Raw genomic sequence first — 21340 nt, forward strand, 5'->3', positions numbered from 1 at the left:
CCGGTGGCCGAGCGTTCGTTCGTTGCCGAAGCCCGGAAGCTGACAGCCGGAGCCGGTGAGACATTCACCGGCGAAGGCATTCTCGCCGTGACGAAGGCGCTGCTGCAATCAGGCGTGGCTTACGTAGGCGGCTATCAGGGATCGCCGATCAGCCACCTGATGGACGTGTTCGCGGATGCGAGCGATCTCCTCGAAAGTCTCGACGTGCACTTCGAGGCGAGCGCCTCTGAAGCGAGCGCCGCCGCCATGCTCGCGGCCTCGGTCAATTATCCGCTGCGCGGTGCGGTCGTCTGGAAGTCGGTGGTCGGCACGAACGTCGCGTCGGACGCGCTTTCAAACGTCGCGTCGGGCGGCGTGACGGGCGGCGCACTCGTCATCGTCGGCGAAGACTATGGCGAGGGTTCCTCGATCATGCAGGAACGCACGCACGCCTTCGCGATGAAGTCGCAGATCTGGCTGCTCGATCCGCGTCCCAACCTGCCGAGCATCGTGGCGGCCGTGGAACAAGGCTTCGCGCTTTCCGAAGCTTCCAATACGCCGGTGATGCTGCAGCTGCGCGTGCGATCGTGCCACATGACGGGGTCATTCATAGCGAAGGACAACGTGCGGCCGACACTGACGGTCGCCCAGGCCGCCGCCGCGCCGCAGCGCGATACCACCCGCATCGTCCTGCCGCCTGCGAACTTCCTGCACGAGGTGGAGAAGATCGAGAAGCGCTGGCCGGCGGGCATCGCCTATGTGCGCGACCACAATCTGAACGAACGGTTCGGTCCGGACGAGGCACACGGCATCGGCATCATCGTGCAGGGTGGGCTCTACAACAATTTGAACCGCGCGATGGAACTCTCCGGCCTTTCGAATGAATTCGGCGACAGCGCGCTACCGATATATTGCCTGAACGTCACCTATCCGCTGATCCCCGACGAGGTGAGCGCGTTTTGTGCGAACAAGCGCGCGGTGCTGGTGGTGGAGGAAGGCCAGCCCGAATTCATCGAGCATGAACTGAACACGCTTGTGCGCCGCGCCGGTCTCGATTGCCGCATCATCGGCAAGGACATACTGCCGCGCGCCGGGGAATATAGCGCGCAGGTGATCCGCAAGGGGCTTTCCGACTTCCTGCACGCATGGGCGCCCGAAATCGCGCCGGCGAAAGCGACGGAAGACCCCCTGCCCGCGCCGGTCGCGCGGCAGATCCCGCCGCGCCCGGCGGGCTTCTGCACGGGCTGCCCGGAACGGCCGGTGTTCACGGCGATGAAGCTGCTCGAACGCGAGCTTGGCCCGGCGCACGTTTCGGCCGACATCGGCTGCCACCTGTTTTCGATCCTGCCGCCCTTCAACATCGGCAACACGACGATGGGCTACGGCCTCGGCACGGCGGGCGCGTCCGCATTCAAGCCGAAGGGGAAACGCGCGATCGCGGTGATGGGCGACGGCGGCTTCTGGCACAACGGCCTCACCTCCGGCATCGGCAACGCGGTGTTCAACAAGGACGACACCGTCACCATCGTGATCGACAACGGCTATTCGGCGGCAACCGGCGGCCAGGATATTCCCTCCTCCCGCGCCGACAACAAACGGCGGGTGACGCGCAATCCGATCGAGCGTGCCATTCGCGGCGTCGGCGGCGCGTGGGTGCGCACGATCGAACGCACCTACGACATCAAGCAGGTGCGCGACACGCTGCGCGAGGCGCTGACCGCGCCCGACAAAGGCCCCAAGGTCATCATCGCGCAGTCGGAATGTATGCTGAACCGACAGCGGCGCGAGAAGCCGCTGATGCGCAAGGCGGAGAAGGACGGCAAGCGCGTCGTGCGCGAGCGCTTCGGCGTCGATAGTGATACGTGCACCGGCGACCATAGCTGCATCCGGCTTTCGGGTTGCCCTTCGCTTTCGATCAAGCCCAATCCCGATCCGCTGCGGCGAGACCCGGTGGCGCACGTGGAAAACAGCTGCGTCGGCTGCGGCCTGTGCGGCGAGGTGAGCCACGCGGCGGTGCTGTGCCCGAGCTTCTACCGCGCCAGCATCGTTTCCAATCCGGGCCGCGTTGAGCGCGCGTGGATGAAGGTCCGCCAAGCCATTATCAGGCGCCTTCAGCAGCGCGACAACCGCGCACGCCTGGCCCGGGCGTTCTGACCATGCAGCAGAACCGTTTCAGCATCGCGATCCTCGCGCTCGGCGGACAGGGCGGCGGCGTGCTTGCCGACTGGATACAGCACATCGCGCGTGAAAGCGGCTGGCTGGCGCAGGGGACCTCGGTTCCGGGCGTCGCGCAGCGGACCGGATCGACGGTCTATTACGTCGAACTTGCGAAGCCCGATGCGGGTGGGCGCACGCCGATCATGGCGCAAATGCCGATGCCGGGCGACGTGGACATCGTGATCGCATCCGAACTCATGGAAACCGGCCGGGCGCTGCTGCGCGGCTTTTCCACGGCAGGCCGCACCACGCTGATCGGATCGACGCACCGTATCTACGCCATTTCAGAAAAGGCGGCGATGAGCGACGGGCGCGGCAACGGCGAGGCGATCATCGCAGCCGCCGGCCAGCGTTCGAAACGTTTCATCGGCTTCGATATGGAAGCCGCGGCCGACGGCACGAACAGCGTGATCAGCGCCGTGATGTTCGGCGCCCTTGCGGCAAGCGGGGCGCTGCCTTTCGCGCGCGATCTGTTCGAGAAGGCCATTCGTGACAGCGGCATCGCCGTTGCGACCAATCTCGCCGGATTCGATGCTGGATGGCAAGCCGCTGAGGGCGTTGTCGCGATGCCTGCGGAGGAAAGCCACCCGGTTCCGCAGGCAACCACGCCTGCCGGCAGGGCGCTGGAAGCGCGCGCACGCGCGGGCCTGCCCGAAGCCGCAATTCCAAATGCACTGCACGGCATTCAGCGGCTGATGGATTATCAGGACGCCGCCTACGCCGGGCTTTTCCTCGATCGCCTGGAAAGCGTTGCCGTGCGCGACCAGAGCCCCTTCACGCTCACCGCCGAAACCGCGCGCCACCTCGCGCTCTGGATGAGCTACGAGGATTCGATCCGCGTGGCTGACCTGAAGACACGCGACACGCGAATCGCGCGCGTGCGGGGCGAGGTGAAGGCTTCGGACGCACAGCTTCTGACGATCACCGAATTCATGCACCCCCGGCTTCGCGAAATTTGCGAGATTCTGCCCGCCCGTCTCGGCCGCGCCATTCTTGAAAGTGAATTCCTTACCCGTCGCATCTCCGGCTTTTTCACGAGCGGCAGGCACGTGGAAACGACAAGCCTGCACTGGTTTTTCCTGCTGAGGACACTTGCCGGGCTGCGCAGATGGCGACCGAAATCGCTGCGCTTTGCCCACGAACAAGCCCGGATCGAAACATGGCTCGAGCGGGTGGGGACCGCGGCAGCAAGCGATGTCGCGCTTGCGATCGAACTCGTGCGCTGCCAGCGGCTGGTCAAAGGCTACGGCGACACGTTCGACCGCGGGCTCAACAATTTCGAGCGGATCATGGCGGCGCTGCCGCGTTCGGCCGAAGAGGTGAGTCGCTTGTGCGCGGCCGCGCTCGCAGATGAAGGCGGCAAAGCGCTCGACGAAGCACTGAAAGCCGCCTGAAATCTCGGGCTGCACGTGCAGCGTCACGATATAATACTTGATTATTCAAGTTTTCGGGGTAACCTTGTTGCACTTGGGAGAGGAGTTCATACCGTGGCGATCGAAGCGCGATCCTCGGTCTATCTGACCTTCGCGGCGGCGGCGCAGCGCTGGGCGGCGCGCCCCTTCCTTCACGCCCCCGCAGATGCCATCTGCGAACCCCTGCCCTTCGAGCAGAGCTTCGCGGAAGCCGCCGGAGCCGTTGAAACCCTCCGCGCTGCCTACGGCAAACAGGGATACGGCAATGGCCACCGCATCGGCCTCGCGCTCGACAACCACCCTGCCTTTTTCCTGCACTTTCTGTCGCTGAACGCGCTGGGCGCGAGCGTCGTGCCGCTCAACACCGCGATGCGCCCGGAAGAAATGGCGCCGATCGTCGCGGCGGCCGATCTCGATGCCATCGTGGCCTGGCCGAAGCATCGCGCCATGCTGGAAAACACACAAACGCTGAGCGGCACAAATGTGCCCGTGGCGGAGCCATCGCTTGCCGACCTCCCCAGCGCAGTGCGTGACGCGCGCGAAGACGACACGCCGGACGCCGACCGCGAGGCAGCGATGCTGTTCACCTCGGGTACGACCGGGAAACCCAAGGGGTGCATCCTCTCCAACGCCTATTTCACATGGGTGGGCCATTTTTACGCGACACTCGGCGGACATTGCGCTTTTCGCGAAGGCGAAGACCGCATTCTGACGCCGCTGCCGGTCAACCATATGAATGCGCTCGCGTGCAGCTTCATGGCCGCGATGATGACGGGAAGTTGCCTGATCCAGCTCGACCGTTTCCACGCCTCGCGCTGGTGGGACACGGTGCGCGAGACGCGTGCAAGCGTGATTCACTATCTGGGCGTCATGCCCGCGATCCTGCTGCAGCGGGACGACGAAACGGCCGGCCTCGACGTCCGGTTCGGTTTCGGCGCGGGCGTCGATCCGCGTCACCATGCCCGCTTCGAGGAACGCTTCGGCTTCCCGCTGATCGAGGCATGGGCGATGACCGAAACCGGCGCCGCCGCGTGGATCACCGCCAATCGCGAACCGCGCCACATCGGCACGCGCTGTTTCGGTCGCGCGCCTGATCATCTCGACGTGCGCATTGTCGACGACGCGGGCGCTGATGTGCCGGACGGTGTGCCGGGCGAGCTTCTCGTCCGCGCGCGCGGCGACGATCCGCGCCGCCACTTCTTTTCCGGCTATTATCGCGATCCTGCGGCCACCGAGGTGGCGTGGGAAGGCGGCTGGTTCCACACCGGCGACATCGTGAAACGCGATGCCGAGGGCAATTTCTTCTTCGTCGATCGCAGCAAGAACATCGTGCGCCGCAGCGGCGAAAATATCGCGGCGGTCGAGGTGGAGGGCGTGTTGATGCAGCACGCGTCCGTCGCCGCCTGCGCCGTGCTTCCGATTGAGGACGAACTGCGCGGCGAAGAGGTGATGGCACTGGTGCAGACGGATGAAAGCGCGGCAGGCGAAGCGCTGGCGATCGATCTCGTGAACCACTGCCTCGAACGCCTCGCTTATTTCAAGGCGCCCGGCTACATCGCATTCGTCGATCATTTGCCGACAACGGCATCGCAGAAATTGCAACGCGGCGAAATCCGGTCGCTCGGCCGCGAACTCCACGCCAAGGGCAAGGCCTTCGACATGCGCGCGCGGAAGCGCGGGCCAAAGGCGGCATGAGCGGCGCGCGCGACTATCAGGGCGTTGCCGTCACCTCTCCGGTGACGGTCCCTTACGTTCGGCGCAGCGACAGGCCCGCGCATTGGTTCATCGGTTCGGCGCTGCGCGCGCTTCTCGATGCGAGCGGGCTCGACAAGGACGCGATCGACGGGCTTGCAGTTTCCTCCTTTTCGCTGGGGAGCGACACGACGATCGCGCTCACCGAGCATTTCGACATGTCGCCGCGCTGGATCGAATGGCTGCCCACGGGCGGTGCGAGCGGTGTGATGGCGCTGCGCCGCGCTGCGCGCGCCGTGCAGGACGGCGACGCGAATATCGTCGCCTGCATAGCGGGTGATACGGCGGGGAGCGCCAGTTTCTCAAACCTCGTGAGGGACTTCAGCCGCTTTTCGAGCACCGCCGTTTATCCTTATGGCACAGCCGGGCCCAACGGCGTGTTCGCGCTCATCACCGACAATTACATGCGCCGTTTCGGGGCGGAGCGTGCAGATTTCGGACGGATTGCCGTCAGCCAGCGCGCCAATGCGCGCGGCAATCCCAATGCGCTGCTCGGCGCGAAGCCGCTCAGCCTCGACGACTATCTCGCCGCGCCGCCGATCGCCGAACCGCTCCATCTGTTCGACTGCGTTCTGCCCTGCGCAGGCGCCGAGGCGTTTCTGGTGATGAGCGACGCGCGCGCACGCACGCTTGGGCTGCGCCGTGCGCATATTCGCGGGGCGATCGAACGGCACAACGCTTTCTTTGAAGACCCCGTCGCCGAACGGGGCGGCTGGGCGATGGACCGCGATGCGCTGTACGCGCAGGCGGACCTCGGCGCCAACGCGGTGGATTGCCTGCAAACCTATGACGATTATCCCGTGATCGTCGCCATGCAGATCGAGGATCTGGGCTTTTGCGGCAAGGGCGAGGCGCCGGCGTTTCTGCGCGCGCGCGACCTGACCGTGGAAGGCGACTTTCCGCACAACAGCTGCGGCGGGCAACTGTCCTGCGGACAGGCGGGTGCGGCGGGCGGCTTCCTGCCGGTCGTGGAGGCGCTGCGCCAGGTGACGCGGCAGCCGATCGGGCGGCAGGTGCCCGACGCGCGCATCGCGCTCGCGAGCGGCTACGGCATGGTCACCTACGACCGCTGCCTCGCGAGCGGCGCGGCGATCCTGGAGGGCGCGGCATGAGCATCCGCCTCCAGACCTGCGCGGCGTGCGGCACGCACCAATATCCCGAGCGCGATCTGTGCCGCGCATGCCTGCGCGATGAGCTCGTCCGCACCGAAAATGACGGTCAGGGACGTTTGATCGCCGCGACGACGCTGCATCGGTCGCTTGAGCCCGATACCGCGCTCCCGCTTCGTATTGGCGCGGTCGCGCTCGATGCCGGTGTGCGCGTGATCGCGTTCCTCGGACGCGGCGTTCAGCCGGGTGATCGCGTCGTACTCCATGCTGCCGCCGATGCGGAACAGCACCAGGTTTTCACCGCAGAGAAAGACCCAGCCGATGCCTGATCAGATGCACACGGTCCTGGTGACGGGCGGCAATGCCGGGATCGGCGCCGCGATCAGTCGAAGCCTTCTGGAAGAGGGCGTTCGGGTGATCAACGTATCGCGCCGGATGCCGGATTTCACGCACGAACGATTTCAAACGCTCGTTGGCGACCTCACCGACTCCGCCGACCTTGCGCGCATCTGCGCGGAGGCCGCCGGGTTGGGCATCACCAGTTTCGTCCACAATGCCGGGGTGATCCGGCCCGCGCTGCTCGGCGCTGTAAAGGATGATGATCTCGATCATCTCGTGGATCTTCATCTTCGCGCGGCGATCCACATCGGCCAGGCGCTGCTGCCCGGAATGAAAGCCGCCGGTACGGGCCGCATCGTCATGATTTCTTCGCGCGGCGCGCTTGGTCTTCAGGGCCGCACGGCGTACGCCGCGACCAAGGCCGGCATGATCGGCATGGCGCGCACGTGGGCGCTCGAACTCGCCGGTCACGGCATCACCGTGAACGTCGTGTCGCCCGGCCCCATCGAAACCGACATGTTCCACGAACTGATCCCCGAAGGATCGGAGCGCAAGCGCAATGTCGCCGCTTCGATTCCCGTGGGGCGGGTGGGAACCCCGGAAGATGTCGCGGCCGCCGTCCGGTTCTTTCTGGGAGACGATACCGGTTTCATCACCGGCCAGAATCTCTTCGTCTGCGGCGGCACGAGCATCGGTTCGATCACGCTTTGATTTTTTTGATTGGGAGGACCATCCATGTCCATCACAGCAGGCCTTGTCGAAGACGACCGCGTCCATCGCAGCGTCTATACTGATCCCGCGATCTTCGAGCTGGAGATGCAGAACATCTTCGGCGCGACCTGGATCTATGTCGGCCACGAAAGCCAGGTGCCGAACGACGGCGATTTCATAACCGCCTCGATCGCCCGTCAGCCGCTGCTGATGGTGCGCGACAAGGGCGAAGTGCACCTGCTTTACAACCGCTGCCCGCACAAGGGCGCGCAGGTCGTCCCCGAAGGGCAAGGCAATGCCCGCATGTTCCGCTGCGCCTACCACGGCTGGATCTTCCAGCGCGACGGCGCGGTGCGGACGATTCCGCTCGACGACGGATACGAGGGCACGTGCATGAGCAAGAACAGCCCGGATGCGAGCATGACGCGCGTGGCGAACGTCGCCTCCTACCGCGGTTTCGTCTTCGCCTGTCTTGCCGACGAGGCCCCGCCGTTCCGCGAATGGCTGAGGGGTGTCGATTCCTCCATCGACAATATGGCGGACCGCTCGCCCGAGGGTGAACTGGAGGTAACGGGCGGCGTGCTGCGCTACATGCACCGCTGCAACTGGAAGATTTTCCTCGAGAACCTCAATGACCTGATGCACCCGATGGTGACGCACATGTCATCCTCCGGCACCGCGCGCAGCGTCGCCAACCGGCACTTCGGCAAGGGTGAGAAGCTTCCACCCGCGATCGAGATTCTGGGGCCCTTCACGAGCAATTACGAATTCTTCGAGGACATGGGCATCCACGCTTTCCCGGGCGGCCACAGCTATTCGGGCGGCACGGTGAGCATCCATTCGCGTTATTCGGAAATCGATGCCTACAACGAAGCGATGAACGCCGCTTACGGCGAAGCGCGCGCGCGTGAAATCTTCTCGATGAACCGCCACAACACGATCGTCTATCCCAGCCTGACGCTGAAAGGCCCCATACAGACGATCCGCGTGATCAAGCCGATCGCGGTCGACCGCACGCTTGTCGAATCCTGGACCTTCCGCATGAAGGGCGCGCCGGACGAACTCCTGGAACGCTCGATCCTCTACTGCAACCTGATCAACTCCTCGGCCAATCTGGTGGGACCCGACGATCACGAGGCGTACCAGCGAATACAGGCCGGCCTGATGACGGACAAAGTGGAATGGGTGAACATGCAGCGCCACATGGGCAAGGAACAGCCGAACGAGGATGGCGGCTGGTCAGCAATGGGCACGAGCGATCTCGTGTTTCGAAACCAATACCGGACGTGGGCCGCTTATATGGAGAAGGCCGCATGAACGCCGATCTGCAGAAGGTTGAGGATTTCCTCGTCCATGAGGCACGCCTGCTCGATGCGCGCGACTGGGCCGCATGGGATGCGCTGTTCACCCCCGACGGCATTTACTGGATGCCGGCGGCGCCCGGGCAGACCGATCCGCTGCAGCACGTCTCTCTCATCTATGAGAATGCGCTGCTCCGCGAAATCCGTATCCGCCGCTTCGCCGACAGCAGCGCCTTTTCGCTGCAAGGCGGTCCACGCGGCTGGCGCATCGTCGCCAACGCCCGGATCGATGCGCACGATGCGGAGGCGAATACGATCACGGTCAGCTCCCGGCTGATGGCCGCCGAATATCAACGCGACCGTACCACACGCTTCGAAGCCTTCGTGACCCATCGTCTCGTGACGGAAGGCGATTCCTTTCGCATCGCGATGAAACGGGTGGAACTGCTTGACTGCGATGCCGCGCGCGGAGATATCAACCTGTACCTCTAGCCGGCAGGTCGATGACAGAACAGGTGCCCAGCGCGATCTCCGCCTCCGGCGAATTCGATATCGAGCAGTGGCCGTTCTACTGGCTGACACGGTTCACCGGCCGCTATCTCCACGAGATGGAAATCGCCCTGAAGACGCTCGGGCTCGACATCCCGCGCTGGCGCGTGCTGATGAGCCTGCGCGGCGACAAGGTGCTCAGCGTCAGTGAAATCGCCGACAATGCCATCGTCAAGCTGCCGACGATGACCCGGATCGTCCAGCGAATGCAGACCGACGGCCTCGTCCGCTGCCGGCAGAGCGCATCGGACCGGCGGGTCACCGAAGTCGAGCTTACGGACGCGGGAAAACGTGCCGGCCAGCAGGCGTGGGCCGTGGCGGACAGCCTCTACACCCGCACTTTCGGCAAGATGCCGGCCGACGACGTGATGCGCCTTAACCGAACGCTGCGCACACTCAACCGCAATCTCGACGATTGACGAGAGCCGCCGATTCGATCCCAAAAAAGCCCGAGGCCTTGCCTTACCCTAAATGTGATCGCTCTTACCCCTTGGCGCACTAGAAAAAGCTGATGAAAAGCGCTCCAAAAGACGTGGGTCTTTTGCGAAACAGCACCTTGATCTCAGCGGAGACTGTAACGCAGGCGCCTTGGCAACGGCTTGTCCGGAGTGAGGGAGAAGAGATGACGACTCGCCGCCCGACGACATGCGGAACCGGTTTGGCGAACGCTCCGGTATCCCGTCGCAACATGCTCGGCGGAATGGCGTTGACAGGCGTTTTCGCCGGTGCGTTTTCGGACCGTGCCCTCGCCCAGGACTCCGACCGATGGAACGTCATCGTGATCGGCGCAGGTGTGTTTGGGGCATGGACAGCCTGGAATTTGCAGCGCAGGGGGCAGAAGGTCCTGCTCGTCGATGCCTGGGGCGCGGCGCATAGCCGGTCATCGTCCGGCGGTGAGACGCGCCTTATCCGCACGGAGTACGCAGGCAACGCGCTGTACACGCGCTGGGCGTGGGAATCGCTCGCAGAGTGGCATGGCCTGTCGCGTCGCCACGAAAGCCCGATCTTCCTCGAAACGGGCGCGCTTTACATGTACCCGCAGGATAGCGCGAAGATCGACGAGAGCATTGCGCTCCAGCGCGGGCTCGGCATACCGATCGAGAAAATGACAGCGCCCGAAATGGCGAAGCGCTGGCCGCAGATCAATTTCAGCGGCATCGCGGTGGGCGTAATGCAACCGACGATGGGCGCGCTGATGGCGCGCAGGAGTATTCAAAATCTCGTTTCCGAGTTCGTGAAAGCGGGCGGAACCTATCGGACGTTGGCCATCGATCCGCCACGTTCGACGGGATCGGCGCTCAATTCGATCTCGGGCAGCGTCGAGACGCTGCGCGCAGACTCCTACGTCTTCGCCTGCGGCCCATGGCTTCCCACAATGTTTCCGGACGTGATCGGCAACCGTATCGTTCCGACCCGCCAGGAGGTGTTCTTTTTCGCGCCTGAGGCCGGCGACGCGCGCTTCGGACATGCGAACCTTCCGGCGTGGGTCGATGTCAGCAGCGCGGACCTTCATTACGGCTTTCCAGACATCGAAGCGCGCGGCTTCAAGATCGCGCTCGACAAGCATGGCCCGAAGACAGATCCGGACCGCAACGACCGCCGGGTGACCGATCAGGGCATTCACGACGTTCGGAACTACCTTCGGCGGCGCTTTCCCGATCTTGCCGACCGTCCGCTCGCGGAAACACGGGTCTGCCAGTACGAAAACAGCGACAACGGCCATCTGCTGATCGACCGGCACCCGCTTTGGGCAAACACATGGATCGTGGGCGGCGGCAGCGGACACGGCTTCAAACATGGGCCTGCCGTCGGGCGCTATGTGGCTGAGCATGTGCTAGGGGAAGGCAAGACCGAACCGGACCTTGCCTTGAGCGCACACCGGCCGCATGGCTGAAGGGGAATGCGAATGATCAAACTTGTCCCTGTCGCAGCGCTGCTCTTGTTCCCTGCCATGGTCGCAAGCGCGGCCCCCGCGGCGACGCCATCTCCCCCAGGCTATACGATGCCGTCCACGCATATGTGGGACATGAAAGCCGACACGGGCGAGATTTACCGGATATTCGTCTCCTTCCCGATTGAAGGCGAACCACCGGCGGACGGCTATCCCGTGCTTTATGTGCTGGACGGCAACGCGAGCTTCGCCTCCTTTGCCGAAGCGCGGCGCCTGCAAGAGTTCTACCCTGTCGGGAAATCGATCGTGGTCGGCGTCGGCTACCCGACCGAAAAGACGTATGACGTAAGACGGCTCAGCGACCTGACGCCGCCACTCCTCGATCCGCCGCCGACGCAATGGCGATGGCTGGCGACGTACAAAAGCGGAGGCCGCAAGGAATTCCTGGATTTCCTGACCGGCAAGCTGCGCACCGAAATCGGGAAGCGCTACAAGATCGATCCCGAGCGGCAGTCGCTGTTCGGCCATTCGCTCGGCGGGCTGTTCGGCCTCTATTCGCTCTATTCCCGACCCGATGCCTTCCATTCGATCATCGCGGCGAGCCCTTCCATCGAATGGAACGATCAGGGCGTGCTGGCCGAGGAACGGGAATTCACTGCGCGGCTCACCAGCGGCAAGATCGGCAAGACGAGTCGCCTGATGATCGTCGTGGGCGACCGCGATGTCGATGATGATCCCGAACCCGCCCGCGCGCTCGCCGACCGGCTTGACCGTCTTTCAGGTCACGGCCTGCGTGTTCGCTTCACGCGCTACGAGAAGGAAGGCCACATGAGCGTGCCCGCACGGTCCGTAACCGATGTGCTGAGATTCGCGTTCGAAATCCGCTGAGCGCGGTCAGGGTGTCGGCTGCGTGTTGTTTTCAGCGCGCGCGCGGCAGCAGGCATATCATCGCCGCCGCGATCAACCCGCCGACGCCCATCAGCAGCGAAACGATCAGCAGACTATTCCCACCGGCAAACAACGCACCCGCGACGACCGGCCCCAGTGCAGAGCCGCCGCGCCCGACGCCGATCACGAACCCGGTTCCGCTGGCGCGCAGCGCCGCCGGATAGGTCTGGGCGAAGATCGGGTACATGCCGACAACCCCGGCATTGACGAAGAATGCCGCCACGGCAGCCGTGATCGAAAGCCGCGTGAGATCAGCGCCGACGAGGCCGAAAGCCCCGATCGCGAGAAACCCGGCCAGCATCGCACCGGCAACGAGGGGGCGCAGGTTGAAACGCTGGCTCGCGAGACCGATGACCAGGGCACCCGCCAGATTTCCGACATTGGCCGCGACGAGCACGCGGCCCGCCTCCGCCGCATCGAAGCCGAGATCGACGACGATCTTCGGAATCCATTTCTGGATGTAATAGAAAAACAGGATCTGCGCGAAATAGGCCGTGGTGAGCAGGATCGTCACGCGCGCATAGTTCTGAGAAAAGAGCGAAGCGATGGACGGCTTCACGACCTGTTCCGGCGGCGCGGGCAGCGCATCGACCGGCGCGTGGCCAAGTTTCCGGAGCATTTGATTGACGCTTTCAAGCGCACCTGCCGGTCGCCGCGCAATCAGCGATTCGATCGATTCCGGCAAAAAGAAAACCACCAGTGGAATTAACGCGGCCGTTGCCGCCGTACCGAGCATGAAGACGGATCGCCAGTCGCCCGTCGTCGCCAGCAATCCGGAAGCCACCAGTCCGCCCGAAATGGCGCCGACCGAATAGCCCGCGATGTTCAGCACCATGCTGAGACCGCGCCGGCGATCATTGGAGAACTCGGCGACCATTGCGCTCGTCGACGAGAGCATGCCACCGATGCCGATGCCCGTTAGAAATCGCACCGCAGAAAGCGTCATCACGTCGTTCGCGTAGAGCGCCGCGGCCATGCCGAGCGTCATCACGATCAGGCAGGAAAGTATCGTCGGCCGCCGCCCGATCCTGTCGGCGATGTTGCCGATGAGCACGGAGCCTGCCGCCATGCCGAACAGTTCCATCGACAGGACCACGCCCAGCGTCGCTCTATCCACACCCCACTCAGCCGCGATGCCGGGCGCCGCGAAACTGATCGCGAGCACGTCGAACCCGTCGAGCGCGTTGAGCGCGATGCACAGCGCCACGACAACAATCTGCGCCGGACGCATTGGCGAGGCTGCAAGCACCGCCCTTGGGTCATTGTTCATGCTGCCCCTCCCCCGCCGAACGCGCGCCGGATGGGCCGCCCGGACTCTTCATTGAATCTGGATACGCAGGCTACAGCGTCGCCAGATGCCTTGCGACGATCGCCGCCATTTCGGGACGCCGCTCCAGGCAGCGCGACACCGGCCCGACCACCACCACGGACAAGCGCCGGTCGCTGCCCGGCAAAGGCAGGGCCACACCCGCAAGATCGGGCGTGTATTCGGCGTTGCTCTGGTGCCAGCCGCGTTCGGCGGCGCGTGCCAGCTTCGCTTCCACCGCCTGCGGCGTGGTGGGCGTGGCGGGCGAATACGCGGTAAAATCGATCTTGCGATACAGGCGCTCGCGTTCGTCCGGGCTCAGCTGCGCGAGAAGTGCACGCCCCGCCGAACTGGCATGGATCGGCACCCGGTCGCCGACGCTTGCGAAATAGCGCACCGGCTGACGCGACTCCGCGACATCCACGAAGGTTGCGAAGATGCCTGCTGGCGCCGAGATCGCCGCCGTCTCTCCGGTGGCTTCCATCAGATCGCGGGCCAGCCGCTGGAAGCGTTCGGGCAGCGGCTCTGCCCGCGTCACCGCTTCCGCGAGCACCAGCCAGCGGGGACTGGGATAATAGCTGCCGCGACCGCGCGGTTCGTAGAGATAGCCTTTGGCGGCGAGCGTACCCACCAGCTTGAACGTGCTCGAACGCGGCCAGCCGAGATCCACGGCCATCTCGGCGGGGGTCGCCGGCTTCAGCCGCTTCGCGAAATATTCGAGGATTTCCAGCACATTGGCTGCTTGCCGCACGATCATGTTGGTTTTCGCCTGAAGGGTATTGCAGCCTCCCGTATGGCCGAAGCGGCGCGCCCGGAAAAGCTGCAAGCACCTCGCGTCACCGTGCCGTGAAGCCGCCGTCGACCGGCAAGGCGACGCCGGTGACGAAGCTCGCCTCGTCGGAGACCATCCAGAGCACCGCGTCTGCCACCTCGCCCGGCTTAACGAGCCTGCCCATCGGCACCGCCGAGACGATCTTCGCCTCATTCGCCGCAGCTTCCGCCGGATCGCCGCTGCGGCCCGTGAAGCCGACCTTCATCGGCGTATCGGCAAGGCCGGGGCAAACGACGTTGACGCGGATATTGTCGGGCGCGAAGGCGAGCGCGAGGCTTTTGCCGAGCCCGACGACGCCCCACTTCGCGGCGGAATAGATCGGGCTCATCATCGATCCGACGAGGCCGGAGATCGAGGATGTGAACACGATCGCACCGCCGCCGCGCGCGCGCATGTGCGGCGCCACTTGTCCGGCACCCAAGGCCGCTGCGGTGACGTTGAGCGCGATCGCCTTGTCATAGGCGGCAAGATCGAGGTTTTCGACCGATGCCGGCCCGGGCATTCCGGCATGTGCCCACAGAATATCCGCGCCGCCCAGCGCCGCGACGGCGCGGTCGATGCTGTCGGTCGCACCTTCGGGCGTGGAGAGATCGGCGGCGACCGGTGTCACCCGGCTCTCCCCGAACTCGTGAACGAGCGCCGCAAGCGCATCCGGGTTGATATCGATGGCGGCAACGCGCGCGCCTTCGCGCACGAAACGCTCCACGCCGGCGCGGCCCATGCCCGATGCTGCGGCGGTGACGATGGCGAGCTTGCCCGAAAGGCGCATGGTCTTGTCCTCAGTTTGCGAAGGGATCGGCGAAGGTGCCGGTGGTCGAAACGATCGTGGTCTTGGTTTCAAGGAACGGATCGAGTCCCTCGATACCGTTCTCGCGGCCCCAGCCGCTCGCCTTGACGCCGCCGTAGGGCGTCGACCAGCGGATGTAGCGGTAGGTGTTCACCCACACCATGCCCGCCTCGATCCGCGCGGCGACACGGTGCGCGCGGCCCGTGTCTCGTGTCCACAGCCCTGCGGCGAGCCCGTAGGGCGTCGAATTGGCGATGGAGACTGCCTCCTCCTCACCGTCGAACGGGATGATCGCGGCCACCGGCCCGAAGATTTCCTCCTGCGCGATCCGCATGTCCGCCGAGACCCCCGCGAACACGCTCGGCTCGACGAAATAGCCGCCGGCGAGACCGTCGCGATCGATGCGCGCGCCGCCCGTTACCAGTTCGGCGCCCTCCGCGCGGCCGATCGCGACGTAGGAGAGCGTCTTTTCGAGCTGCTGCTGATGCGCCTGCGGGCCCATGTGCGTAGCGGGGTCGAGCGGCATTCCGACACGCACGCGCGCGGCGCGCTCGCGGAACGCCTCGACGACCCTGTCGTAGACAGGCCGCTCAACGAGGACGCGGCTGCCGAGTGCGCAGCTCTGGCCGCAGAGCGCCCATGCCGAGCCGGTCGCCGCGTTTAGCGCCTGATCGAGATCAGCGTCGGCAAAGAGGATATGGGGGGCCTTGCCGCCCAGTTCGAAGGTGCAGCGCGTCAGCGTGTCCGCGCCCGCTTTCAGGATGGTCTTCGCCGTCGTCCCCTCGCCCGTGAAGCTGATCTTCGCGACATCGGGATGTTCCACCAGACGCGCACCAGCGACCGGGCCGTCACCCGGCACAACGTTGACGACGCCGGGCGGAAACCCTGCCTCTTCGAACAGATGCGCCAGCGCCAGCGATGAGGCCGGAGTTTGCTCGGCGGGCTTCAGCACCACCGTGCAGCCCGCCGCGAGCGCTGGCCCGAGTTTCCACGCCGCCGCCATCAGCGGCACGTTCCACGGCGTGATCGCGCCGACCACGCCCACGGGATGGCGCGTGGTGAAGGCGTGAACGCTGTCGTCCATCGGAATGGTGCGCCCACCGAGCTTGTCGGCGAGCGAGGCGAACCAATGATAATATTGCGCGTGCAACCCGATATCGCCGCGCGATTCGCGCACGGCGCGTCCGTTGTCGCGCGTTTCGACCTCGGCGAGCGCACCGACGCGCGTTGCATAGAGGTCCGCGAATTTGCGCAAGAGCGCCGCGCGCTCCCACGGCGGCATCTTCCGCCACGGCCCCTCGAACGCCGCCTTCGCCGCCGCGACCGCCGCATCGATGTCGCGCGCGCCGCCGTAAGCCACGTCACCCCACGGCTGGCCCGTCGCCGGATCGATGCTCGGCCGCACGCCCCCATCGAGCGGGGCGACCCACGCGCCGCCAATGAAAAGACGATCGAAACGGAAACCGGTCGACATCGCGACTCCTCAAATAATTTCTATTTGTGGACATTTTTGTCTCTCTTTGGGAATAGAAGTCAAGACGGAGACGCGAACGATGCTGGCATTGCTGGAAGGAATACGGGTAATCGAGGTGGGCGCCGTGGTGCTCGGCCCCTATGCGGGTCAGTTGCTCGCGGACCTCGGCGCCGACGTCATCAAGGTCGAGCCCATGGAAGGCGATATCGCCCGCCATGCCCATCCGCGCGGCGAAGGCGGCGGCGCGCTTTTCGTGAACAACAACCGCAACAAGCGGATGCTAGCGATCGACCTGAAGGCCGCCGAGGGCCGCGCGACCTTCGCGGAGCTGCTGAAAACCGCAGACGTTCTTTTCCACAACATGCGCATCGACGCCGCCGACCGTCTCGGCCTTGGCTTCGAGGCCGTGGCGGCGATCAATCCGCGCATCGTCCACTGCGCCGCCGTCGGCTTCGGCCAGCGCGGCCCGTATCGTGATCGCCCGGCCTTCGACGACATCATACAGGCGGTAAGCGGCATCGCGGGCCTCGGCACGGCAACGGGCGGCGACCCGCGCTTCGTCCCCACCATTCTCGCCGACAAAATCGCCGCGCTTCACGCGGTCTATGGGATCCTTGCCGCGCTCCTCGCCCGCGCGAACGGCCGCGAGGGGGCGATCAAGGTCGAGGTGCCAATGTTCGAGGCGCTGGCCGCGTTTCTTCTCAACGAGCATCTGGCAGCTGCAACGTTTGAGTCGGGGGGCGCCGTGGGCTATCCCCGCGTGCTCTCACCCAATCGCCGTCCGTTCCGCAGCGCCGACGGCTGGATCGCAGTGCTGCCCTACACGGACCGCCAGTGGCGCGCGTTCCTGTCGGAGATCGGCCGCGGAGATGTAGCGGAAGAAGGCTGGTTCCGCGATCCCCAGCAGCGCCCCGCGCATATCGACGAGCTCTACGCGCTCGTCGCCGAAAGCATGGCCGCGCGCACGACCGCCCAATGGATTGCCGCGCTTTCGGAGTGCGACGTGCCGTGCTCGGAAGTGAACAGCCTCGAAGACCTGCTCACCGACCCGCACCTCACCCAGGTCGGCTTTTTCGATGTTCCTGATGGTTATCCCGAAGGCATTGTCCGTAGCCTGCCACAAGCCGTGCTGTTCCACGGCTTCGAACCCCAGCCCGACAGGGCGCCGCACGGTCTTGGAGAAGATAGCCGGGCTATCCTACGCGAAACCGGAATGCGGGAAAGCGACATCGATGCGCTGATCGCGATGGGCGTCGTCAATAGCGTCCCGGATTGAAGCGGCGCATCCACGCCGTCGTCGCTGCATCGGGAAGCGCCCCCAGAATGGATTGCAACGTTTCCGGCGCCTCGTCCTGCCCGAGCTTGAACCGTCCCGACAGCGACGTCACGCGCGCCCGGAAGCCGATGATCTGGGCCAGCATGGTCTCGTAGCGCGTCCCCAGTGCATCGACATTCCACGGCTGCGGCCGACCCGTTTCCACCGCTTCGAGCAGAATCTGCAGCGAGGCTGCCGTGAAGGTCGGGTCGAACGTGATCTCAGCGCCGATTTTCAGCTGTGCATAATTCCACGTCGGCCCCCAGTTGCGGCGGCCAGCGTGTTCAGGGCTCACATAAGCGTCCGGTCCCTTGAACAAAATCGTCGCGCGGGGATCAGCGGCCAATGCGGCATGAAGGGGATTGGCCCGTCCCATGTGACCAATCAATTCAACGAGGCTTCCATCCTCGCCGAAAACACCGACAAGCGGCAACAAACTTGCCTCCATATCGGCCCCGCCGCTGCAGACCCACGCGAGCGGATAGGCCTCGATCAGCGCACGCACATCGTCGCAAGCAAATTGTTCGAATATCGACACTGAATATTGCTCCATCGTTTCCGCTCGCGAGGAGCCAATAATCTCTGCAGTGCAGGGCTTCAATTGGGGGGCGCAGGCTGCCCTGAAACGAGGCCGCGCTCGGCGGCGATGCGAACGGCATCACGGCGCTTGGCAACGCCGATTTTGCGAAACACCGATTTCAGCCGGTATTTTACGGTATCGGGCGACATGCCGATCAGCCGCGCGATCTCCTTGTTCGAATGGCCCTGGCTCAGATACAGCAGCACCTCGGCCTCCGCCTCGGTGAACGGCCCCTGCCCCGTCACGGTGTTACGGCAGGATGCGAGAGATTTTGCCAGCGTTTTCAGGAACTGGGCGCGGAAGCGATCCACCTGTGTGTCGGCGCGCATCGCATCTTCAAGGCAAGGCCCAACAAACTGCCGCGCGTCCACGAACGGCCGGACGATATCCTGAAACATCGCAATACTGACCGCCTCGTCGAAACAGTTGCGCGCATCATCGATCGCGCCCTGACCGCGCATCGCCGCCGCGGCCAGGATGTTGACATCGACCAGAAGCCGCCCCGCGCCGCGCTGATCCGCCCAAGCCCGCAAGCGCGTGAGTTCTTCCAGCGCAGCTTCGTGCGCACCGGTGAGCAGGCGAAGCCGCACCCTGCAGAGGGATGCCGCCACGGCAACGGGGCGGTACTGAGGAGACTCCTCCGTCATCATGTCGGCATAGCGATCGAGATCGATCGTCCCGGCCGCGGACAGGAACCCTTGAGAAACCTTCAGATCGATTTCGCAAATGTCCGCGAGCTGCTCGAGTTGCAGCAGGCGCCGACGCCCTGCCACGCGCCGCGCCCGCGCCACGACATCGCATGCCTCGTCGAACGCGCCCTCGCCCGCCAGCGCGCCTGCTTCCGTGAAATAGGCCACCGCGTAGACATCGACCCAGCCATCCGACTGCTCCATGTGCGGCAGCGCCCACGACAGCAGTTCGCGCGCCTCGGCAACGCGGTCCTGCTCGTAGAGCAGTTCCGCCTGAAACGCCGCGCAATTCGCGGCAAGGTCGGACCGGCTACCGAAATTCTCTACAATGGCCTGCCAAGCCGCCTGCAGGATCGTTCCCGCCTCCTTCGATCGTCCCTGCGCGCGCTTGATCCGCGCTTCGAGGAAGCGGGTGAAGAGATCGCTGTAGAGCGATCCGCAGGACTGATAATGTTCGCGCGCGGCGAGCGTCGGCTGCAACGCGCGTTCCAACCAGCCGCCCTCGAAATATTTGGCGCCCAGTGTTTCGGAGATGTTGGCGAGGACCAGATGATCGTTCGCCGGGAACTTGCGCAAAAGCGCCTCGCGCGCGAGTAGATCCTCGAACGCCATCGGCTGGTTCTCGTAGTCGGTGAGCGTATCGCCCACGACCTGCATTTCGATGCGGATAGCGGCGGAAAGCTCGGCCTTTTCGGCTTCGTCGGCGAGGCGGTCATACTCTGCGCGCGCCGCGCCCAGTTCACCCAGCTTGATCTGGAGATACACCTGCGCGAGCGCGAGGCCAGGACGCGCGCGGATGAGCGCGGCCGGCAATTTCGAAAGGCCGCGCTCGACGACGCCCTGCAAGCCCTGCGGTATCAACCGCCATCCCCCGGCCTCCTCGATAATCCCGGCCAACAGCACATCATCCGACGCGAGAATCGCGTGGTTCACGGCGTCGGCCACCATGCCGCGCTCAGCGAACCACTGCGCGATCCGCCGCTGAAGGGCGGAATAGCCGGCGCGATCGGATCGCTCGAAGCGGTCGCGCAGATATTCGGCGAACAGCTGGTGATAACGATACTCGCGTCGTTCCCACGTCACCGGCGCCAGAAAGACGCCCTGCTGCTCCAGCCGCTCCAGCACCAGCCAGCCGTCCTCGCGATCGCACAGCAGATCGACCATTCCGCCTGTCAGACGGTCGAGCAGCGCGGTGCGGATCACGATCTCCCGCGTGTCCTGCGGCAGAGTCATCAGCACCTGCTCGGAAAGATAGCGCGCAAGATCGGTGCTGGACCCGCAATATTCATCGATCACCCGTCCTGCGTCCGCGCCGCGCTTCAGCGAAAGCGATGCCAGTTGCACGGCGATCGGCCAGCCTTCGGTCCGGTCCAGAATGGTTTCGATATCGGAAGATCTCAGTGGCTCGTCGGTGCGCGCCAGCAGACTTTCCGTCTCGGCGAGCGAGAATTTCAGCTGGTGCGCCGTGATTTCGAGCACCTGCTCTTCGGCCGCGAGCACAGACTGGCCGAGCCGGGGATAGTCGCGCGATGCGAAAACGAAGTGACAGTTGGCGGGCGCAAGCCGGATCAGCGATTGCAGGAACGCCGCCACCGGTTCGCTGTCGGCGTGGTGAAGGTCGTCGAGGATCAGCACGAAGGGGTTCGAACGACCCGCGAGCCCGTTGATGATCGCCGAGAGCGCGGCACGTGGCGGCAAATCCGGCGAGGAGCTTTTCTGGCCTCCGTCCTGAGCGTCGCCGTGGATCGCGATCAAGAGGTAGCGCACCAGACGCTTCAAATCCCGGTCATCGCGTTCCAGCGTCAGCCAGGCCACCTGCGCCGCAGCTGGCGGCAGACTATCGCGCCACTGCGCAAGCAGGCTGGTCTTGCCATAACCGGCGGGCGCGTGGACGAGCGTGAGACGATGGGACAGCGCATGGTTCAGCTGGCGCAGCAGAAGGCCGCGGTGAATCTGCTCGCCCATCCAAATCGGCGGATCGAATTTGGCGGCAATCACATCCAGCATGGGGCCCCGACCTCGCGCGCGTGATTTCATTCTACCGAATGAGCCGAAGTTACGGGTTGAGCGCGGGCCTGGCAACCGGGCGGGACGCTTGTGCACGGTAGCCGCGGGGTTTTACCCGAATCGGGCAGGCGCATTACCCGTT

General features: G+C 64.8%; 18 protein-coding genes. 12 read left to right on the forward strand and 6 right to left on the reverse strand.

Annotated elements, in window-relative coordinates:
- The first annotated feature begins 3 nt into the window (after positions 1–3).
- From H2052_RS10600 to H2052_RS10650, 11 genes are all read left to right on the forward strand, one after another.
- Positions 4–2133: an indolepyruvate ferredoxin oxidoreductase subunit alpha gene (locus H2052_RS10600; RefSeq protein WP_293781379.1), complete on the forward strand. Its 2130-nt coding sequence runs from the start codon at positions 4–6 to the stop codon at positions 2131–2133.
- Positions 2134–2135: 2 nt separating this feature from the next.
- The gene (locus H2052_RS10605; protein WP_293781382.1) at positions 2136–3590 is read left to right on the forward strand and encodes an indolepyruvate oxidoreductase subunit beta family protein; all 1455 of its coding nucleotides are present in this window, start codon (positions 2136–2138) and stop codon (positions 3588–3590) included.
- Positions 3591–3683: 93 nt separating this feature from the next.
- On the forward strand, positions 3684–5303 hold the full coding sequence (locus H2052_RS10610) for an AMP-binding protein (protein ID WP_293781385.1): 1620 nt from the start codon (positions 3684–3686) through the stop codon (positions 5301–5303).
- Positions 5300–6472: a thiolase family protein gene (locus tag H2052_RS10615; protein ID WP_293781388.1), complete on the forward strand. Its 1173-nt coding sequence runs from the start codon at positions 5300–5302 to the stop codon at positions 6470–6472. Before H2052_RS10610 ends, H2052_RS10615 begins: the two co-directional genes overlap by 4 nt.
- Positions 6469–6798 carry a zinc ribbon domain-containing protein gene (locus H2052_RS10620; RefSeq protein WP_293781391.1) on the forward strand — a complete coding sequence of 110 codons (330 nt, stop codon included), beginning with the start codon at positions 6469–6471 and terminating at the stop codon, positions 6796–6798. Before H2052_RS10615 ends, H2052_RS10620 begins: the two co-directional genes overlap by 4 nt.
- Entirely contained in the window at positions 6791–7519 is a 729-nt protein-coding gene (locus tag H2052_RS10625) for an SDR family oxidoreductase (RefSeq protein ID WP_293781394.1), read from the forward strand. The genes H2052_RS10620 and H2052_RS10625 overlap by 8 nt, the downstream gene beginning before the upstream one ends.
- Positions 7520–7543: 24 nt before the next feature.
- Entirely contained in the window at positions 7544–8836 is a 1293-nt protein-coding gene (locus H2052_RS10630; protein WP_293781397.1) for an aromatic ring-hydroxylating dioxygenase subunit alpha, read from the forward strand.
- The gene (locus tag H2052_RS10635; RefSeq protein WP_293781400.1) at positions 8833–9312 is read left to right on the forward strand and encodes an aromatic-ring-hydroxylating dioxygenase subunit beta; all 480 of its coding nucleotides are present in this window, start codon (positions 8833–8835) and stop codon (positions 9310–9312) included. The genes H2052_RS10630 and H2052_RS10635 overlap by 4 nt, the downstream gene beginning before the upstream one ends.
- Before the next feature lie 11 nt (positions 9313–9323).
- Positions 9324–9788: a MarR family transcriptional regulator gene (locus H2052_RS10640; protein ID WP_293781403.1), complete on the forward strand. Its 465-nt coding sequence runs from the start codon at positions 9324–9326 to the stop codon at positions 9786–9788.
- Between the two features lie 287 nt (positions 9789–10075).
- Complete coding sequence (locus H2052_RS10645; RefSeq protein ID WP_293781406.1) at positions 10076–11263, forward strand: FAD-dependent oxidoreductase; 1188 nt, start codon at positions 10076–10078, stop codon at positions 11261–11263.
- A 12-nt stretch (positions 11264–11275) separates the two neighbouring features.
- Complete coding sequence (locus H2052_RS10650) at positions 11276–12148, forward strand: alpha/beta hydrolase-fold protein (protein WP_293781409.1); 873 nt, start codon at positions 11276–11278, stop codon at positions 12146–12148.
- 31 nt (positions 12149–12179) lie between these two features.
- Here H2052_RS10650 and H2052_RS10655 read toward each other — a convergent pair whose 3' ends face one another.
- The 4 genes from H2052_RS10655 to H2052_RS10670 all read right to left on the reverse strand — a co-directional run bounded on the left by H2052_RS10655 (position 12180) and on the right by H2052_RS10670 (position 16607).
- A complete protein-coding gene (locus tag H2052_RS10655; RefSeq protein ID WP_293781412.1) occupies positions 12180–13478 on the reverse strand; it encodes an MFS transporter in 1299 nt (432 codons plus the stop codon).
- Positions 13479–13548: 70 nt separating this feature from the next.
- Positions 13549–14271 carry an IclR family transcriptional regulator gene (locus H2052_RS10660; protein ID WP_293781415.1) on the reverse strand — a complete coding sequence of 241 codons (723 nt, stop codon included), beginning with the start codon at positions 14269–14271 and terminating at the stop codon, positions 13549–13551.
- A gap of 79 nt (positions 14272–14350) precedes the next feature.
- Positions 14351–15115 carry an SDR family oxidoreductase gene (locus tag H2052_RS10665; RefSeq protein WP_293781418.1) on the reverse strand — a complete coding sequence of 255 codons (765 nt, stop codon included), beginning with the start codon at positions 15113–15115 and terminating at the stop codon, positions 14351–14353.
- A gap of 10 nt (positions 15116–15125) precedes the next feature.
- Positions 15126–16607, reverse strand: coding sequence for an aldehyde dehydrogenase (locus H2052_RS10670; protein WP_293781421.1), 1482 nt, complete (start codon positions 16605–16607; stop codon positions 15126–15128).
- A gap of 79 nt (positions 16608–16686) precedes the next feature.
- Between H2052_RS10670 and H2052_RS10675 the strand changes: the two genes are divergently transcribed.
- Positions 16687–17883 (forward strand): CoA transferase, encoded by a 1197-nt coding sequence (locus tag H2052_RS10675; RefSeq protein ID WP_293781424.1) that lies wholly within the window; start codon positions 16687–16689, stop codon positions 17881–17883.
- On the opposite strand, the gene H2052_RS10680 is transcribed toward H2052_RS10675, so the two are convergent.
- Together H2052_RS10680 and H2052_RS10685 are read right to left on the reverse strand one after the other, a co-directional pair.
- Positions 17864–18460 (reverse strand): FMN-binding negative transcriptional regulator, encoded by a 597-nt coding sequence (locus H2052_RS10680; protein WP_293781426.1) that lies wholly within the window; start codon positions 18458–18460, stop codon positions 17864–17866. The two genes, H2052_RS10675 and H2052_RS10680, sit on opposite strands and share 20 nt — an antisense overlap.
- A gap of 59 nt (positions 18461–18519) precedes the next feature.
- Positions 18520–21198, reverse strand: a complete 2679-nt coding sequence (locus tag H2052_RS10685) for a LuxR C-terminal-related transcriptional regulator (RefSeq protein ID WP_293781428.1) — start codon at positions 21196–21198, stop codon at positions 18520–18522.
- Positions 21199–21340 lie beyond the last annotated feature (142 nt).

Origin of the sequence: Sphingosinicella sp. (genome assembly GCF_013911755.1) — a bacterium.
Lineage (GTDB): Bacteria > Pseudomonadota > Alphaproteobacteria > Sphingomonadales > Sphingomonadaceae > Sphingosinicella.

Bases quoted from the DNA above. Each gene is read 5' to 3' on its own strand.
- H2052_RS10630 (WP_293781397.1), top strand. From the start codon at position 7,544: ATGTCCATCACAGCAGGCCTTGTCGAAGACGACCGCGTCCATCGCAGC.
- H2052_RS10620 (WP_293781391.1), top strand. From the start codon at position 6,469: ATGAGCATCCGCCTCCAGACCTGCGCGGCGTGCGGCACGCACCAATAT.
- H2052_RS10660 (WP_293781415.1), bottom strand. From the start codon at position 14,271: ATGATCGTGCGGCAAGCAGCCAATGTGCTGGAAATCCTCGAATATTTC.
- H2052_RS10605 (WP_293781382.1), top strand. From the start codon at position 2,136: ATGCAGCAGAACCGTTTCAGCATCGCGATCCTCGCGCTCGGCGGACAG.
- H2052_RS10675 (WP_293781424.1), top strand. From the start codon at position 16,687: ATGCTGGCATTGCTGGAAGGAATACGGGTAATCGAGGTGGGCGCCGTG.
- H2052_RS10640 (WP_293781403.1), top strand. From the start codon at position 9,324: ATGACAGAACAGGTGCCCAGCGCGATCTCCGCCTCCGGCGAATTCGAT.
- H2052_RS10635 (WP_293781400.1), top strand. From the start codon at position 8,833: ATGAACGCCGATCTGCAGAAGGTTGAGGATTTCCTCGTCCATGAGGCA.
- H2052_RS10625 (WP_293781394.1), top strand. From the start codon at position 6,791: ATGCCTGATCAGATGCACACGGTCCTGGTGACGGGCGGCAATGCCGGG.
- H2052_RS10670 (WP_293781421.1), bottom strand. From the start codon at position 16,607: ATGTCGACCGGTTTCCGTTTCGATCGTCTTTTCATTGGCGGCGCGTGG.
- H2052_RS10665 (WP_293781418.1), bottom strand. From the start codon at position 15,115: ATGCGCCTTTCGGGCAAGCTCGCCATCGTCACCGCCGCAGCATCGGGC.
- H2052_RS10655 (WP_293781412.1), bottom strand. From the start codon at position 13,478: ATGAACAATGACCCAAGGGCGGTGCTTGCAGCCTCGCCAATGCGTCCG.
- H2052_RS10650 (WP_293781409.1), top strand. From the start codon at position 11,276: ATGATCAAACTTGTCCCTGTCGCAGCGCTGCTCTTGTTCCCTGCCATG.
- H2052_RS10615 (WP_293781388.1), top strand. From the start codon at position 5,300: ATGAGCGGCGCGCGCGACTATCAGGGCGTTGCCGTCACCTCTCCGGTG.
- H2052_RS10685 (WP_293781428.1), bottom strand. From the start codon at position 21,198: ATGCTGGATGTGATTGCCGCCAAATTCGATCCGCCGATTTGGATGGGC.